This window comes from Staphylococcus felis (genome assembly GCF_003012915.1).
In the GTDB taxonomy this organism is placed as follows: domain Bacteria; phylum Bacillota; class Bacilli; order Staphylococcales; family Staphylococcaceae; genus Staphylococcus; species Staphylococcus felis.
Window position 1 is genome coordinate 989469 of sequence record NZ_CP027770.1, and the last position, 18684, is coordinate 1008152.

The window sequence follows — 18684 nt, forward strand, 5'->3', positions numbered from 1 at the left end:
GAGTGAAATATTATCAAATTTTTAAAGATGTTTTGAAACTATTGAAACGTAACAAAAGGCAAAGTATTTTAACATCGATTGCAATAGGTATAGCAACATTTGTCGTGTTAATCATATTATCAAGTCAGTCATATACGTTTAATGCATTATCAGAAGATATGAAAATAGATGAACATACAACATCACTCACGTTCACACCACATGACAAATTAGATTTAGAAGGTTTTACAGATGAAGATAGTCAAATCATCCAAAAACAAACAGGTTATCATCCTAAGCTGATATCAAGTTCATACGGAAAAATGATACCAGTCAAACTGAATGGTAATCAACAAATTTTGAGTTTTAGAACAGAACATAATTTGAAAGAAAACCATGTTGAATTGCCCGAAGTTTTAAAAGGTAAAGACATTCATCATATTCAAAACGTAGGTCAAGTTGCGATAAGTGATAAAGCGCTTATGAAATTAACGCGAAGTAATGATATCGAAAATGGTTTAGATAAAGTATTAACGATAGATCAGCGTCAATATAAAATTAAAACAATATATCAAAGTTCAGCAGTTAAAGAAGTTATACCAGATATGATTGTTTCAACAAAAAGTGAAAAGGCCATTTTAAAAAATCATGTCTTTTATGATGAAATGGAAGTTTCAACATCTAAAACATCTGACATATACAAAATGTTAGCGATTTTAGATCAGAAAGGAACACATAGGGAAAGAGGAACCTATGATTTTATAGACAATGTTCAAACCTATAAAGATACTAAAAAAGAAGCAAACACCATTTTAAATTTTATCGCTATTTTATCAAGTATCTCTATTTTTGTTGCTGGGTTTGGAGTGATGAATGCAATGTTTTCTACCGTAAGTGAGAGGAGTAGAGAAATTGCTATTAGAAGAGCATTAGGTGCTAAAAAATCGCATATTTACCTATCTTATATGATAGAGGGAACTTTATTATCAATCATGGGTGGCATCATGGGAGTGATTTCGGCATTTATTTTTATTGCTTTAATGAATTTATCTGGAGTTGACTCAGCGGTTTCAACTATACAAGTACTCATCACATTAGCTGCTACTGCTATTTTAGGTGTTTTATTTAGTATGCTACCAGCAATGGTTGCAGCCAATAAAAATGTAGTCGAAGGTATGAAGTAAATGATGTTTGCAATCATGATGCTACATATTCAACAAAATTAATCCAAATAGAGGTGGAATGACATTATGAAAAAGTGGGATTATGTTATATTAGCCCTTATCATTAGCGAATATGTCTTCTGTTTTCTTGTGATGGGTCAAATGAGTATTTTTCGTTTTATGATATTTGGACAAGTATTGCCTACAATATTGTTAGCTATACTAGGGGCTAGAATAGCATCTAACTATAAATTTAAGTGGGGAATCGTTGGAATGATGAGTATTTTGTATGCGGTACTCATGTATATTTTATTAATCAGTGCACCGATGCAAATGATAGAAAACAACACAATTCAAAGCGGATCATCTACATTTGAATTTAATAGAGAAATAGGTTTGAAAACGTATCTAGGCTTATTTATTCAACAATTTATCTTAACAGCTTTGATTACAGTTGTAATCGGAGTGGTGAAAAAGATAAAAAAAGGCGAGTTTTAGTATAAAGTCTAGTCGAATATCGTGCTCGAATTACATGAAAAAATGAACTAGGGCATTTATGGCGGGCTAAAATCCTAATTATACACATAAGAAGTATTTGTAAAAGCAGATTAAATGAGGAAGTCAGACAACAGCATGGTGTTTGATTTCCTTTTAATTTTGTCATTTTTAAAGTATGAATTGAAAGAAATGAGCCTTTCTAAAATGTTAACAAGTTTAGAAAGGCTCATTCATTCATGACATGTTATGAGGATGAGGTTTCTGTTTCATGATGTTTTTTAATACGACTTTGAATTAAGTCAGATAATGCTTTTGATCCTTCATATTCTAAATGAATACCATCATAGGCAAAATAGTCTGTGTGTCCTTCAGAAGCTGAATACCAATCAATCAGATGCACATTTTTATGCTTTTTAGCTGCTTCTGCCATTAATGCATTGACATGTGATTCGTATTCGCGAGGAACACGTACATTCACGAGGTAAACATTTGCTTTTTTAAATCGAGCGAGTAGTGTTTCAAGTTGTTCTTTTGTAAAATCGCCATTCGTTCCCAATTCTAAAACGACATCAGCGTCTTTTGAATTAAAAGATTGATACTGGCTATCTACCAAATCCGGGACGTCAATCAGTTGGCGACCGACTTGACCGTCAATCGTTGCATTTGGAACCTTTTCATGGAAAATATCACCAATATCAACCATGACAGAATCACCAATAAGCAACGGCTCAGCCTTTTCAATATCAAAATCTTCAGCTGGCGCTTCGGTTGACTTGGATTCGTTGTCTTTGGACTCTTGGGTAGACTTTGAAGTTTGATTGTGTGTTGTGAAGCTCGTTTCTTTTTTCTTTTCTTTATGGACTTCACCAATTCCATCAAAGGCACCTAATAAAAAGAGTACCGTTGCTAAAGTTAAAACAGTTGTAATACTTAACCTTACAAAAGACATGAGACGCTTAGGTGTAATAGAAAAAGCTTTAAAACCATGCTTTCGTATTGGATTTTCAATAAAGTGATATGAAATCTCAGTCATAATCAAAATAAGTACAATGTCAATGATATAAACATAAAACGGTATTTGACCATTGACGAAATGACTATGTAAGAAAACAATAATAGGATAGTGCCATAAATACATACTATAAGAACGTTTTCCAATATAAGTGAATAATTTGTTCCCTAATACCATAGCAAAAATACCTGATGGCAATACTGAACTTGCAATGATAAGCAAAGTCAGAACGGAAATAAGGTAAAATCCACCCATATACAGCCAAGTATCATTATTATTGATAAAGAAAAATAACAAGATGAGTCCCGCGATGCTGAATAGTCCTATTAAACTAATCCAGATATTTTGTTTTTTCGGTATATTAAGAGACAGGTTAAACGGTGGCCATATAAATGCTAACAGTGAACCGAGTAGTAAGGTTTGTAATCGTGTATCTGTCCCAAAATAAAGACGTGAATAGTTATGATCGACCACTGTAAAACTTAAAGCTATCATCAAAATGAGTGATAAGAGCGATACTGCTAAAATAATAAAGAATGTTGTTTTTTTCTTGAACACTTTTAAACAAATCAAGAGAATCAAAGGATAAAATAAATAAAATTGCTCTTCGATAGCCAACGACCATAGATGTTTAAAAGGCTCTATAGCAAATTGATTAAAATAGTCAACATCTTCAAATATATACCACCAATTTGAAACATAAAATATTGCCGCGATAGCATCTTTTTTAACACTGAAAAAGATTTGTGGCTCAAATAGAATCGTATAAATGACAACGATTGTAATCATAAAAAAGACTGCAGGTATGAGTCGCTTCACTCTTCGCAACCAAAATTGAACTAAATCAATATGGTTTTTCTGGGTGTATTCAGATAAGAGTAACGAAGTGATTAAGTAACCTGAAATTACAAAAAAAGTATCAACACCTAAAAAGCCACCTGGTAGCCATAGAGGATTAAGGTGAAACATAATAATTGCAAGGACCGCAATAGCTCTAAAACCATCAAGACCAGGCAAGTACCTACGCTTTTGATTGTACTTATAGCGGTGCGTACGCTTTAATTCAGATACTGACATGAATAAACCACCATTTCATTAAAAATTATAACTGTCTCTATGTATATATGAGTATAACCTATCATATCTTAAGGAGTTTATAAAGTTAAAATCCAAGGTTACAATCTAAAAATAAGAATGATGCGTTATAAGTGAGATCAAATCAAAAGGCATAACGAAAGATGAATAAAGGGAAAGAAGTTGAAGAGGGGAATGCGTATGAGTAATCAAAAAAACGCCCTCGTTAAGAGAGCGTTTCATCGTCTATATTACATACCCCAAGCTGAAAGACCTTGAGCTTTGTATGCTTTTGTAGCTGCATCAAGTTGTTCGTTGTAGCTACCAGTTGAACCCCAACCAGGCATAGTTTGGAATAAACCAGAAGCTCCTGATGCGTTACGTGCATTTAATTGACCATTAGACTCACGTGCAATAATAGTTTCCCAAGTAGATGCTGGAACACCTGTACGTGCAGCCATTTCTTGAGCGGCTCTTGAACCAACTGAACCTGCAGTATTACCGTTACCTAAAGTGATAGAACCTGCACTAGCTGTTGATGTTTGAGTTGTTTGTGGCGCGCTTGTTGCAGCTGGTGCTTGAGTGTTTGATTGTTGTACAGTTGAAGCAGTGTTGCTACCATTTGATTGCGTTGCTTGTGCATTTACGTCTTGGATGTCAAATTGTGATGGTTGCGCTACTGTGTCAGTAACATTGCCATAACCATTGAATGACCAACCGAATTGAGTACCGTTTGACCAGAAGTGGTAGCTTACACCGTCAAGTGTAAATGTATAGTCATAAGCACCCTCATGAATTGGGTGTTGATTTAATGATGGGTCATTGCTTGATGCTAACTCTGCTAATTCTGCTTTATCAATGTTTTCTTCAGCGGCATTTGCGTCTGTAGCGTGAGTCGCAACGCCTGTAACTCCTAATGTTAACGCTAATGTTGAAGCGAATAATGTTTTCTTCATAATAATAAGTCCTCCAGTAAAAATAATTTTTTCATTTTCAAATTGGCTTACCAAAAAAATTCAACAACCACACTCTACCAACCTTCAAGCTATTTGTAAATTACGTGTAAATAACAAAACATTACAAGTTCTTTTCACATATCATTTGTGTAATGCTTTTGTAATATTGATAATGGAAAATTTACGTTTTTTATAGTGGGAAAATGTTAGTAAGACTCGCTTTAAGGTGAACTGGCGTTTAAAAATAGCGTACGGATTGCTATTACAAATATTACAGTGCAGTTTTAAATTGTAATACTTATGACAGCAATGAAGACGAAAAATAAGAAATAAATACTCAAAAATGGACATGAGACAATAGCAGTGAAATATAAACTTACGTATAATATAGTTAATTGAGGTGAAACATATGAATGAAAAAATTGAACAATTAAGATTACATGCAGCAAAGTTGACACGTCGCACAAATGAACTTGGTATTCCTGTTATGGTCGTCTTTGAAGGTGTTCCAGCATCTGGAAAAACACGACTAACAAATGAATTGTTGTTAACGTTAGATGCTAAATATACGCATTTTATTGCAACAAAAACCCCTTCTGACTTTGACTTGAGGTATCAATTTTTACAAAAATTTTGGAATACATTGCCTGCGAAGGGACATATCAATATTTATTTTCGTAGTTGGTATTCGCATTATATTGATTACCATGTGCATAATATTAAAAAGACATTATTCAAAGATGGAAAAGTGATGCGTGATGCGATTACGAATTTTGAAACGATGCTTGATGCTGACCATCATGAGATTATTAAATTTTATATCCAAATTAATGAAGATAAGCGTCAAGAACACATTGCTCAAATGAAAGCAAATCCACTTACAAGTTGGAAAGCGCAAGAATATGAACATGTGATTCCGAGAGAACAGTATGTGGATATGATGCAACAATTAATGGATTATAGTTGGGAAGTGATTGACTATACACATCGAGAAGCAGCTATAGAGCAAATGTATAATCGTCTAATAGAGCGACTAGAAAATGCAATCAAAACATATCAAACAAAGGAATGTATCACAGATGGACAATTCACACCTGGCTTTACAACAAAACGATTCAAAAAACCAACAGAAAAAGTTAAAAAGGATGAATATCGTGATCTAATTGAAGCATTGCAGTTGCGCTTAAGAGAGTTGCAATTCGCATTATATGAACGTAAGATCCCCCTTGTTTTAGTATATGAAGGAATGGATGCAGCAGGTAAAGGGGGCAATATTAAGCGTGTCCGTGAATTGTTAGATCCGACAGGTTATGAGGTGACAGCAATTAGTGCGCCGTCTGATGTTGAATTGAATCATCATTATTTATGGCGATTTGCAACAGTGATGCCAAAAAGTGGTCATATAAGTATATTTGACCGTAGTTGGTATGGACGTGTTTTAGTTGAGCGTGTTGAAGGGTTTGCGAATAAGTGTGAGTGGACGCGTGCTTATCATGAAATCAATACTTTTGAAAAAATGTGGACAGATGAAGGCGCAATTATATTAAAATTCTTTTTATCATTAGATAAAGAGGAACAACTCAAGCGATTTAAAGCCCGTCAAGAAGATGAAAATAAACAATGGAAGATTACGGATGAAGATTGGCGTAATCGTGAAAAGTGGGATTTATACGTGCAGGCAAGTGATGAAATGATCGAAAAAACCAATACGAATGATGCCCCTTGGTTAGTCGTACCTGCAGACCATAAAAAAACAGCACGTATTCAAGTCTTAAAATATATCATTAAGAAATGTGAAGAAAAGCTTTGGGGCGTTAAAGATTATTAGTTGCTAAGCCTTGAGTGCGATTCTCATGTGATGCATTTGTACTATAATATAGGTATATGATTAATAACACGAAGTAGCTAAGTTTATAATGATAGGCTATACTAATGCCAATTTTATGAATATAGAAACAGAGGTTAGATGAATGTCACATTCAAATTATGAACATAACGTTATGACGTTAACGAAGCATCAAGATGATCAGTTAGAAATTGTTTCAACAGGAGCAAAACAATCTAAGTACGCCATTGTTTTGTTACATGGTGCAGTGATGAATTATAAAATTATGACAGTGTTTGAAAAATACTTACATGACGTGCGTTTGATTTTTATTAATTGTCCTGGCCGTGGTCAAAGTACAACGCTTAATCGAAAAGATCATGACTTATCGGACTATGCAACGAGAGTGAATGAGGCACTGGTCAATATTGTTGAAACAGAACATATCGAAAAGTTAGCCATTATTGGTTACTCTATGGGTGGGCTGATTGCGACAAAATTAGCAGGTTATAATACATTGCCTATTACACATTTGATTTATTTGAACAGTGCAGCCAAGATTGATTACAAAGAAATTAGAATCAGTAAGTTAATGACTGAAGTGATTAAAGAGATGACTCCAGATACTAATGATGGGATGATTAAAAGCATTCCTGAGTATGTTCTTGAGCGCGGTATCTCAAAAAAGTATAAAAACCAAAAAGATATCGACTTTTTGAATTATTTTGCCCCCATTAACGCAATGATTACAGATTTACAATATACTTTAAATACGAATTATTTAGATGATATTGATCGCATTCAGCAAATGCCAGATATTTTATTTTTGCTAGGGGAAGAAGATGTCATTTTTCCAAACAAGGATTCCAAAGAGACGATTGAACGATTTGAAGCGAGAGGGGCTAAGGTTAAGTCAATTATATATCCTGATGTAGGGCACCTCGATTTTTTACGTGTATTAGATCGTGAAGATGATGGGCAACTTGGCAGTATTGAATATCACCTGAATCATTGGTTGGTACTTGAATAAAATAAAAATAGATATAAGTATGGGGAGCGCGCGAATGATTTTAAGTGCTTGACGCAAACGTTTTGTAATTAATATTTTCAAACGTCTTAGAGTAAGAATAAAAAATAAACTGGAACTGAAGTAGTGAACGAGGTATAACGCCTTTTCTTCTGGGAAGCAGTAGACGGTATATGCATGCTAGTCTCTCAACACCCCTCGTATCACGTACTTTTGTTCCAGTTTTTTGCATATAAATTATAGCCGCAAAAAAATATCTATGCCGAATAAGCATTAAGCACAATGATGACGCATATAGTGAAGGCTGATTAACCTGTATACTTAAATCATCATAGTGGCATTAAAAGAAATCCGACGGTAACACATCGCTTAGTTCTAAATTTTGGACATGTTCAATAGGCTTGCTATTTAAAAAAGATTGTACTGAATCGCTGTAGACAACTTGATCTTTATAATGTTCGAGTGTTGATAAATTGTCTGGTTTGTCTATGAAGTTTGTGATGGCTATGATTGTGACTACTGCGATAGCCGCCCGTATGATTGTTCGCATATTATCCCTCCAATCTGTAGGTAGTATTCACAATTTTACATAAATTCGTATAGTATCTCATGGGTCTAAAGTAATAGATTCTAGCAAGTCTTAAGTTTTACTTAAATAAGACATTTCAATTGATTTTGCAATTTAAAATTTACTTTATAAACATATTGCGCTCTGTTAATATAAAGTTAAGACATGATAAATAGGAGGACATATGAGTTAATGAGTAACCGTAACCGTCAAAACTTTGGAGTGCATAAGGAAAATAGATATGCAATACGTAAATTCAATATTGGGATTGCTTCGGTATTGTTTGGAGCTACAGTATTATTGTCAATGACTCATGAAGCAAAAGCAGCAGAAACGAACACATCGCTCACACAAAAAAGCGAAATAGCACCTTCAACAAATGAGCCGCTAAATCACAATGAACAGAAAACAGCGTCGCCAATGCCAGTAGAAACAGAAAGTGAAAATGTTGAATCAGATACATTAGAAACGCCAATCGATAATAAACATAAAGATCAAGAAGATATAACTGCTCAAGCGGATACTTTAAAAATGGAAAGTGTCTCAAATAGTCTTAATGATATCGCTACGAATACACCTTCAGATGACGTCATTCATGAAGGTCAAAAGAACACCAACAATGAAATGAAACAACTGGAAAACGCAACTGTAAAGCAAAATAGTTTTCGTTCTGTTGCCAATAATGCAGTAGACCATCCATCACCGTCACCTGAGGCTAAGACGACACAAATTGAAGTTGAGGGTATTGAGGAAACAGTCTATCGAAAAGAGGTACCTGTATTGCAAGGGTCTAAGGTTGCTCAAACATTAGGGATGAATCGCGGTCTAGGACAAGGAAGAGAAAGCTTGGGGATTATTTTACCTGAAAATGCCAAACTTTATATTCGTCAAGCGAAAGAACAAAATGAATCAGACCTTCGTGTAAGTCTTATGACGAATGACGGTCAATTTAACAAAAATGAAGTTGTGCCTAAAAGTGGAGAGTGGGTGTCTATATCAACAGGACTTGATAGCGCAGCATTTGTATACTTGCCAAGAGGACTTGACAATCCACCGTTAATCGATTTTTATGTTGAACATAATAATATAAAAGCATTGCCAACGTATCGTCGTGGCCAAAGTCAAGAAGCGTTTGAAACACAATGGGTTGACCAAGATTCAAGTTATGCATATGTGGATGGTACATATAACGCGCTTTTAATCCCACGTGTTGATCGTGACCGTATATTAAATATGAAAAATCAACAAGGTGATACAGCATTTCGCAATCTTGATGAAATGATTGATTATTATGACGACATTATTCAAAAGTATAACAAATGGGTTGGACTGAATGATAATCTAAACTCAGTTGATTTTAATCTAGGTCAAAAGTATTTTACTGTTGCGAATCAAAATGGCTATGGCTTAGCGTACTGGTCATGGGATCATATGGGTTCGAATGAGCAATCAATCCGTAGCTATCTAACAAAAGGATGGCTTGCGTTACATGAGGTGGGACATGGTTTTGATGGATGGTTAACAGATGATCCTAAAATGCCTTTATTAGAAGTATGGAATAATATTTTAGCAAATGAATATCAGATGAATGTAGAAAAAGAAGAAAAGGGATGGTTATACCAAGGTGACCAAGAAGGTTTTCAACGCTATGTACAAGACGAATTGCTAGATAAGGAGGTATATCGTCATATTAATGAATTTTCGCTGAAAGAGCGTTTGGATTTTATGACGCGTATCGTACGTTTAACAACTATTGAGGGTTTCACTGAAATGTTACAAAAGCTACGTGTTGAATCTTCTAAAACTTCTTTATCAATTGATATGCCAGCATGGGTAGGGGAATATTGGTTAGCCAATAGAGGTTATAATGGTTTAGCTTATTTTGACTTATTTAAGATTGATACGCCGCAATATTTAGAAGATCGTCTAAACGAATATACGCATTCATACATTTATCCGTTAGCAATGTTGATTGAAGATGAAGCAGAACGTCAAAAATACATTGAAAAATTAGGCTTAGCGACGATATATGAGCTCGTTAAATCATCTGATATTGCTGATACTCAAGTGACTGCACCTGCGACGATTCGTTTGAATTTAAATGGACACACACTCCCTAATGGTTCTAAAGTTCAGCTATTAGATGGAACAGTTAAAGTGGCTGAAGCTATTGTTGAGAACGGTGTAGCAAAGTTTGATCAGATTCGTGCAGGTGTTTACAAGGTTGTTGCGCCATTAACAGAAGCTTTAGCCTTGCCAGCACATGCCTATTTAGTCATACGTGAAAATCGAAACAATGAAAAGACGTTAGATTACCCACAAATTGATATCACACAAAAGGCAATCTCTCAAAAGATTTCATTACAAGGTTTATCAAACTGGGAGTTTGCGTCAGTGAGTTATGATCCTAGTACAAAACAAGTCCAATATCGACAAAATAAAGGCCAGCCACATCTTCACTTTAATGATGAGTACGCTCATGTCACAATTAAAAAGCAAGATGGAACAGTTGTATTTGACCAATCTTTTATTGGCAATGATGAAGGCTCAAGTGTAAGTAATGATTATACGTTAGAATATAGTGATCAAATTATAGTCAAGCATCGTGAGCCTTCGCGTAGACAAATCAAACGCATTGAAACAGGTGAAGAGATGTCTTTACCTGAATCTGGAAAAGAAACAGTGACATATACGTTAACAGAAAAAGGATTCAAGGTTAACGACGAAACAATGGAAAATGTCGAAACACGCTATACGGAAACTATTAAAAATGATATTCATACACTTATTGAAAAGATTAATGCTACTCCTAGTAATGACTATCGCATACAAATATACCGCCTAGTTCAAGATGTGAGTGAAGTTTCATCAGAAACAGAGAAAGAAGCACTAATGGCTCAGCTTGAACCTTATTTAGATAAGCAAGTTGTGACACCATTAACAGTTAAGCCTATCGAATATAACAACCAGGTGATATCTGGCCAAACAAGTAATCAAGCATCTGTTCAAGTGACGTTACCTTCTGGTGAAGTTTTAAATACACAAGCAGATGAAACGGGGGCATTTACAATCAATGTTCCTAAATCACAAGCACTTGCTTTGAATGATACAGTTCAAGTGGTCGCTACTAAAGAAAGCGAAACATCATCACAAGTTGAATCTATAAAAGTTACTGATACTATTCGTCCAGAGTCGCCAGTTATTTTCCCAACTCAAGCGGGAAGCAAAGAAGTGAAAGGTTCAGCAGAGCCCAATACTATACTAGAATTCCGATTCCAAAATGGAACAATCGTAACTACAGATGTGTTAGATAATGGCACTTGGACTATCAAAGTACCTGAGTCAATTCACCTTGAATTTAATGATCAAATCATTGCCAAAACAATAGATAAGGCGGGAAACGTGTCTGAACTTACATTTAAAAATGTCATTGATACGATTAGACCCGTGAGACCTGTTGTTACAAATACTGAAGCGGGTTCACATATTATATGGGGGCATGGTGAAACGTATAAAGATGAGATACATGTGCGACTCCCGAACAATCGTTTAGTTTCTACAAAAGTAGGACGCAATGGAACGTGGATGATAGGTGTGCCATGGGATATCACACTTAATGTAGGGGATCGAGTCTATGTATTTGAAGTGGATAAAGCTGGCAATTACTCATTACCAGGGATTGGTCGAATCGTCGATACTAAAGCACCGGAAGCACCTAAAGTAGACGAGGTAACATCAGAATCAGAGAATATCAAAGGAACAGCAGAACCTAACAGCACCGTTACAGTGATATTCGCAGATGGTACAACAGATGAAGTAACGGCAAATGAAGCAGGTGAGTTCACGGCAAACATCCCAATAGATTTAGCAGGTGGCGAAAAAATACAAATCAAAGCAACAGATCAATCGACAAATGAATCACCTGTGACAGAAGTGACAGTCAAAGCTATAGTCATATCGGAAGAACCGGTTGAAGATTCAGGAGAGAATGAAACAGAGGAAGAACTAGCTGAAAATTCCGGGAAGGGTGAAACAACGGAAGAACCGGTTGAAGATTCAGGAGAGAATGAAACAGCAGAAGAGCCAGTTGAAAATTCGAAAGTAGATAAAACAGAGGAAGAACTAGCTGAAAATTCCGGGAAGGGTGAAACAACGGAAGAACCGATTGAAAACTCAGAAGAAGCAGAAACACCGGAAGATGATCAAAAAGCAGAAGTAGATCATAATCCGGAATTAATACAAAGTATTATAGATAATCAAAAGGCGAATCCAAAGCCATTAGCTGAAGAAATGACACAGGTTGATCCATCCAATATTGAAGCTAAAACAATGATTTCGCTTCAACAGACTGAATTACTCAGTCAATCTATCCCGAAAGAGCCTAGTGGAAACACAAATGTTGTCATTCGAGCTAAAGTGGTTGAGAAGGATAAAGACAATCATAATTCAAGAGATACTACTTTACCTAACACGGGAACCTCTACAGACAACGCACGAACAGGTTGGATCATGTCATTATTTGGTTTTGGAGTGCTTGCAAATTTCTATAGAAGAAAGCAAAAAGATACTACCCAATCGTAAATCAGCTTGATGATACGTTTATCCAAACGAGCGGTATTATCACTCTTAAAAAAGGTGGAACAGAAGCATTTTGGCTTCGTGTTCCACCCTTTTTTATGATGTTACGAACTTAAATAATCGCCACCATTAAGGTGCAATGTTTGACCTGTCATATATGAGCTATCTGTTGAAGCTAAGAACACATAGGATGGTGCAAGTTCTGCCGGTTGACCTCTTCGCCCCATCGGCGTATCATTGCCTTGATTTTCGACCTTATCTTCATCGAATGTTGATGGAATTAAAGGTGTATAAATAGGTCCAGGTGCGACAGCGTTAACATAAATCCCTTTGTCCATGAGTGATGTTGCGAGTGAACGTGTAAATGAGACAATCGCACCTTTAGTAGAAGAGTAATCAATCAAATGTGCTGAACCACGATAAGCTGTAACACTCGTCGTATTTATGATTTTATCGCCGCTAGATAAGTGTGGCAGCGCGGCTTGCGATAAATACATCATGCCATAAATGTTAGTTTCAAAAGTGGTTTGGATCTGTTTTGGCGTGACATCTTCATAATGGTCTTTTGGAAATTGAACCGCACCATTGTTGACTAAAATATTTAACCCACCAAAATCTTGAACCACTTTATCAATTAAAACTTTTGATTCATCAGCATTTCGTAAGTCATGGGCATATGCTTTGGCTTTAACGCCCAGTTCTACTAGTCTATTTACAGTTTGTTCAGCATCGATATGTTCATTTAAATAACCAATCGCAACGTCTGCCCCTTCTTTAGCAAAATGAATTGCAACAGCACGGCCAATACCTGAATCTCCACCTGTTATGAGTGCGACTTTACCCTTAAGTTTCCCTGCAGGTCGATAACTGTCCAATTCAAAAATCGGCTTTGGATTCATATCTTTTTCAGAACCTGGTTGTGTCTCTTGCGTATATCCTTTGATAGAATCATGAAATTGTTGTAAATCCATATAGGTCACCTCGTTAGTCGTATTTAATTATGCGCGATCCCAATAACGTGGTTGTTCAAATGCGTTAATCACAGTTTCAGGATCATTGGATACAAAAATCCCCGGTTGAGTTGTATCCACTTTGCTATTTAAAAGTCCTTGAGCCGCTTGTTCATTCAGGATAAGTGGCTTGAAATGGTTATATGTCATCTCAGCAAATAATTCAGTTTGGTCAAAGATATTTTCACTTTCTGATAAAACGATTAAGCTATCAAATAAGGTAGGATGCACAGTATCGAAAGTTTCTGTAATACCAAAGTCTTCTTGGATGTCACGAGGTTTATCTGATATAAATGCATAGTTTAATTGATGATGTGTGAGTACGCTGGCATAAGTTTTTAACGTCTCTACATCGATATTTCCATCTATTATTATGGCCACAGAATGTCCGCGAATAGGGCGCTTGAATTTTTCCATTGTGAGTTGTGAGTCGCTTTTGTTTGATGGAACTTCTTCATTTTTCTGAGGTGCTTCTACTCCGATATTTTCTGCGACACGTTCAGCTAAATCTCTAGATATTTTATTGAGTTGATTGACTGCATTTTGTTTGACTTTAAGCGACTGACATTTACCAAGTTCGAATGAGAACCCATCAATAGTATGATCGTATTCTGGTTTTGTTAAACTATTTAGGTAGAGTCTAGCTTGAGAATAGTAATCTTTAAAGCTTTCACTTCGACGACGAACTTTTCGTCCTTCTACTTTTTCTTGATAGTGCTCAAATCCACCTTCCTCACGTGAAGAAGTATGGGGCTCATTATCATTTAAACTATTCATATGATAAGAAGTTTGACCTTGATGCACATTCATTTGATGCATGGCATCTCTCTGATTGTTATGCACTGGATTAATAGGGCGATTAATTGGAATTTGATGAAAATTGGGACTGCCTAAACGTGAAATTTGTGTATCTGTATATGAAAAAAGTCGCCCTTGTAGTAATGGATCATCTGAAAAATCGATACCTGGTACAATATGGCCTGGATGGAATGCAACTTGTTCGGTTTCAGCAAATACGTTATCAACATTACGGTTTAACGTCATTTTACCAACTATTTTGACTGGAACTTCATCTTCTGGCCAAATTTTGGTTGGATCTAATATGTCAAAGTCATATTTAAATTCATCTTTTTCAGGAATAAGTTGTATACCCAGTTCCCAAGCGGGATAATCGCCTTTTTGAATGGATTCATACAAATCTTGACGATGAAAATCAATGTTTTTACCTGATACAATTTGTGCTTCATCCCATACCATTGATTCAAGACCATAAATAGGCTTCCAGTGAAACTTAACAAAGTGTGACTGTCCTTCTTTATTGACCAAACGAAATGTATTCACTCCGAAACCTTCCATTTGTCTATAATTTTTAGGAATACCTCTGTCGCTCATTGCCCATACAGTCGTATGAGTTGATTCGGGATTTTGTGCGAAAAAATCCCAAAATGTATCATGAGCTGAGCCACCTTGAGGGATTTCGTTATGGGGTTCAGGTTTAACAGCATGAATTAAGTCTGGAAACTTAATAGCATCTTGGATGAAGAAGACCGGAATGTTATTGCCAACAAGATCAAAAACACCTTGATCGGTATAAAATTTTGTCGCAAACCCTCGAACATCTCGAACAGTATCAGGCGAGCCTTTTGAACCTTGAACAGTTGAAAATCTTACAAAAACAGGTGTCACCTTTTGAGTATCTGTTAAAAAGTCAGCATATGTGACGTCCGACAAATCTTCATAAAGTTCAAAATCACCATGTGCGCCATATCCTCTAGCGTGTACGACGCGTTCTGGAATACGTTCATGGTCAAAATGCGTTATCTTTTCTCTAAAGTGAAAATCTTCAAGTAAACTTGGACCACGATCTCCAGCTGTAAGTGTATTTTCATCTTCATTCACTTTAATTCCTTGGTTCGTTGTCATTGCTTGATTGTCATTGTGCTTACGAAATGCTTCTAAATCTTTATCTTTTTGATTCGACATAGTATGATTTCCCCTTTCAATGATAAATCAAGTAGGAGAATATGACATCGATGATAAGGTAAGTGCCGTTATTTTAATCTGTACATACAATGTCACTTCCTCTTAAAAACATTACCATTAATTTACGAGATTAAAACATAACGATTGATGAATACAATAGAAATCAACGGCATATATTTGTATTGGCATAAGAATGGTTTTAATGAATGTTTTAAAATAAAATTTACAATCTTTGTACATGATTCATAAATTCAAGATAAAATAGAGATGAACTGTTTAGAGATGAGGAGTAATGACATGTCACAGATTACGTTTGAAGCAATCGTCAATAAGCAAGGTATTGTACAAGCGCATTATCATGATGGATTTTATGAAGGGATGATTCGTTTTGAAATGGCGGATCCTATATCAGTTAGGACAGATTTAGTCGCAGAGGCATTAGCAGCGTTGTGCGGACAATATTATGAATCCATAGACATGAAGCTTCATGTTTCAGATAGAACCAAAAAGATGATAGCAAAACGGACAGGGGCGACTGTAATATGTCGTAAAGGAACGCGCTTCTGGAATTTTAATAAAATGATTAATAAAGAAGTCAAAACGCTTAATTTTAGTGGTGATATACCGAATTTATCAGCAATGGCTTTAACCCCTGATGACACAAATAAAGTTTCGCTTGATTTTGGTCCTGAGACAGTACATCAATATACAATGTACGATAAAGTAGAAAGTAAAATTATTAAAACGAATGTAATGCAGACTCACTTTCCTAAAATATCCTCTGACTACTATGCGATTGGAGCCATTTTGTATAAAGATTATTTTAATACAACATATATGATTACAGGATTACAATTAAATCCTAAAACGATGAATATGACTAAAATTGAGGCAGAACAAGCAATTGCGGGTATGATCAATCTACCGCATACACTTGGATTAACAGCAGTTGGTCATACGCACATCGCATGCCACAGTCACCCTGAATTGGTAGAGGATGCGATACAATCAGTTAAAGTGTCCGAATCTTTTTTGAATGTTCAACAGCGTATACTGGTCGAAATGGAAAATGATATGTATCGATTAGGCTTACCGTTAAAAAATAGAACGATTCACCCTACAGGCATACAATGGGGTGTCAATGAACGATTGGATTTTTATGCGCTATATATTCTCAAAAAAGGTGGCAGAGCACTAGCGGAATATTTAGTTAAGGATATTCCAAGCTCAGCTGAGACAATCATTCAAAGCTACACATTATCTTTTTATGAAAAATATTATCCGGGTGTTTTGCACTACCTTCCTAAATCTATACAGTCATACGTACTTTCGCAATTAAAACGCTATGAAATTCCTTTATATCATGATGAAGACTGGCAAGAATTTAAAAAAGTTCAAAAATGGTTGCGACACAATCGAACATAAAAACTGTAAAGCCATTAATTGCTCAAATCCAAAGCGCTTTTGTCCCAACCTCCGCGCTCAACAACCTTGTTTTACTTTTTTGTTTTAAGGGAATGGTTTATAAAAAAATGAAAGAGTGAGGTTTTTTGAATGGCGAAACAAAATCCAGTGACGCAATTTTATCATGAAAAGTATGAAAAGCAGCCTCAAGATTATCCAGGTCTTCAACATAAAATGACACCTGTGCCAGATTGTGGAGAAGAGACTTACCAAGGTGCAGAGAAACTTGTTGGTAAAAAAGCATTAGTAACGGGAGCTGATTCAGGTATTGGCCGTGCAGCTGCGATTGCATACGCTAAAGAAGGGGCTGACGTTGCAATTGCGTATCATCCCGATGAACAACAAGATGCAGAAGATGTAAAAGCAGTGATTGAAAAAGCAGGTCAAACAGCAGTACTCTTACCAGGTGATTTGCGTGATGCAACGTATGCCAAACAAATGGTTAAAGATGCTTATGATGCACTTGGTGGGTTAGATATTCTCGTATTAAATGCAGGTATGCAACAGTTTGAATATGATATTCAAAAATTAGATCCTAAACAATTAACAGACACATTTGAAGTGAATGTGTTTTCGACAGTTTATTCTATTCAGGAGGCATTGAATTATTTAGAAGCAGGTTCAAGTATTATTTTAACGTCTTCTATTCAAGCAATGAAACCGAGTCCGCATCTACTCGATTATGCGATGACAAAGTCTTGTAATGTCTCATTAACTAAAGGACTTGCAGCACAATTAGGACCTAAGGGGATTCGGGTCAATGCAGTAGCACCAGGTCCAGTGTGGACACCACTTCAAATTTGTGGTGGTCAGCCGCAAGTTAATATTCCTGAGTTTGGACAAAATCAACCATTACAACGTGCGGGACAGCCTGTTGAACTTGCAGATGTGTATGTATTGTTAGCTTCTGAAAACGCAAGCTTTATTACAGGACAAGTGTATGGTGTCACAGGTGGCGCACCAATTAATTAAAAATTTTGAGTTAGATATTCGTCAAAATATATTATCTAGGATTGAAGAAAGCGGATGATTCGCTTTTTTCAATCCTTTTTAACTAGTGCGATGTGACTGGAGGCTTGTGATATTAATCTTTTCTTTGATCACAATGATAAAAACAATAGTCTCACAAAATCAACAGGTGTCATGAAGTAAAAAATGCAACTCATGAAAACTAAAATCACCTGAATGTCAACAGCTCGAGTTTCCATAGTGATTATTTTTTCAACAATTGTATAAATGGATATGAGCCTATATACATAGGAATGAGCTTATTAGAGCATGAAAATAAGTTGGGCAGTCGCACAAATACAAAAAATCTTTTAACAGGAAGCCATGATATTTATAGGAATGGTGCAGTTGTGTTATCGAGTTTACCCATTTCGAGTCGTGAAATTGAAGGTGTTTTTGGAATGACAGTATATAAAAATATATTGATAATCGTCATTAAGTTGAAAGTTTTATAGGGGATTTGTTTGATACAGAATCTATACATTCCGAGAACCAGAAAAAGAGACGATGGACGGGGCTTTTTTACGATAAGCCTTGTG

General features: G+C 35.8%; 12 protein-coding genes. 7 read left to right on the forward strand and 5 right to left on the reverse strand.

The features are described 5' to 3' along the window. The first annotated feature begins 2 nt into the window (after window positions 1-2). Window positions 3-1163 carry an ABC transporter permease gene (locus C7J90_RS04655; RefSeq protein ID WP_103210047.1) on the forward strand — a complete coding sequence of 387 codons (1161 nt, stop codon included), beginning with the start codon at window positions 3-5 and terminating at the stop codon, window positions 1161-1163. 66 nt (window positions 1164-1229) lie between these two features. Continuing rightward, on the forward strand, window positions 1230-1640 hold the full coding sequence (locus tag C7J90_RS04660; RefSeq protein WP_103210045.1) for a hypothetical protein: 411 nt from the start codon (window positions 1230-1232) through the stop codon (window positions 1638-1640). Between the two features lie 244 nt (window positions 1641-1884). Here the strand turns inward: C7J90_RS04660 and C7J90_RS04665 are convergent, their stop codons facing one another. Together C7J90_RS04665 and C7J90_RS04670 are read right to left on the reverse strand one after the other, a co-directional pair. After that, the gene (locus tag C7J90_RS04665; protein ID WP_103210043.1) at window positions 1885-3729 is read right to left on the reverse strand and encodes an acyltransferase family protein; all 1845 of its coding nucleotides are present in this window, start codon (window positions 3727-3729) and stop codon (window positions 1885-1887) included. A 248-nt stretch (window positions 3730-3977) separates the two neighbouring features. Continuing rightward, on the reverse strand, window positions 3978-4682 hold the full coding sequence (locus C7J90_RS04670) for a transglycosylase SLT domain-containing protein (protein WP_103210041.1): 705 nt from the start codon (window positions 4680-4682) through the stop codon (window positions 3978-3980). A 409-nt stretch (window positions 4683-5091) separates the two neighbouring features. Here C7J90_RS04670 and C7J90_RS04675 point away from each other — a divergent pair, with 409 nt between their 5' ends. Further along, a complete protein-coding gene (locus C7J90_RS04675) occupies window positions 5092-6510 on the forward strand; it encodes a phosphate--AMP phosphotransferase (RefSeq protein WP_103210039.1) in 1419 nt (472 codons plus the stop codon). A 142-nt stretch (window positions 6511-6652) separates the two neighbouring features. After that, window positions 6653-7537 (forward strand): alpha/beta fold hydrolase, encoded by an 885-nt coding sequence (locus C7J90_RS04680; RefSeq protein ID WP_103210037.1) that lies wholly within the window; start codon window positions 6653-6655, stop codon window positions 7535-7537. Between the two features lie 337 nt (window positions 7538-7874). Here the strand turns inward: C7J90_RS04680 and C7J90_RS04685 are convergent, their stop codons facing one another. After that, window positions 7875-8084: a hypothetical protein gene (locus C7J90_RS04685; RefSeq protein ID WP_103210036.1), complete on the reverse strand. Its 210-nt coding sequence runs from the start codon at window positions 8082-8084 to the stop codon at window positions 7875-7877. Between the two features lie 210 nt (window positions 8085-8294). Between C7J90_RS04685 and C7J90_RS04690 the strand changes: the two genes are divergently transcribed. Next, entirely contained in the window at window positions 8295-12683 is a 4389-nt protein-coding gene (locus C7J90_RS04690; RefSeq protein WP_158701907.1) for an Ig-like domain-containing protein, read from the forward strand. A gap of 101 nt (window positions 12684-12784) precedes the next feature. Here the strand turns inward: C7J90_RS04690 and C7J90_RS04695 are convergent, their stop codons facing one another. After that, entirely contained in the window at window positions 12785-13651 is an 867-nt protein-coding gene (locus C7J90_RS04695) for an SDR family oxidoreductase (RefSeq protein ID WP_103210033.1), read from the reverse strand. 27 nt (window positions 13652-13678) lie between these two features. Continuing rightward, a complete protein-coding gene (locus C7J90_RS04700; protein ID WP_103210032.1) occupies window positions 13679-15673 on the reverse strand; it encodes a catalase in 1995 nt (664 codons plus the stop codon). A 297-nt stretch (window positions 15674-15970) separates the two neighbouring features. On the opposite strand from C7J90_RS04700, the gene C7J90_RS04705 reads away from it, so the two are divergent. Continuing rightward, the gene (locus tag C7J90_RS04705) at window positions 15971-17098 is read left to right on the forward strand and encodes a hypothetical protein (RefSeq protein WP_103210031.1); all 1128 of its coding nucleotides are present in this window, start codon (window positions 15971-15973) and stop codon (window positions 17096-17098) included. Between the two features lie 129 nt (window positions 17099-17227). Beyond that, window positions 17228-18109: an SDR family oxidoreductase gene (locus tag C7J90_RS04710; RefSeq protein WP_103210030.1), complete on the forward strand. Its 882-nt coding sequence runs from the start codon at window positions 17228-17230 to the stop codon at window positions 18107-18109. Window positions 18110-18684: the final 575 nt, after the last annotated feature.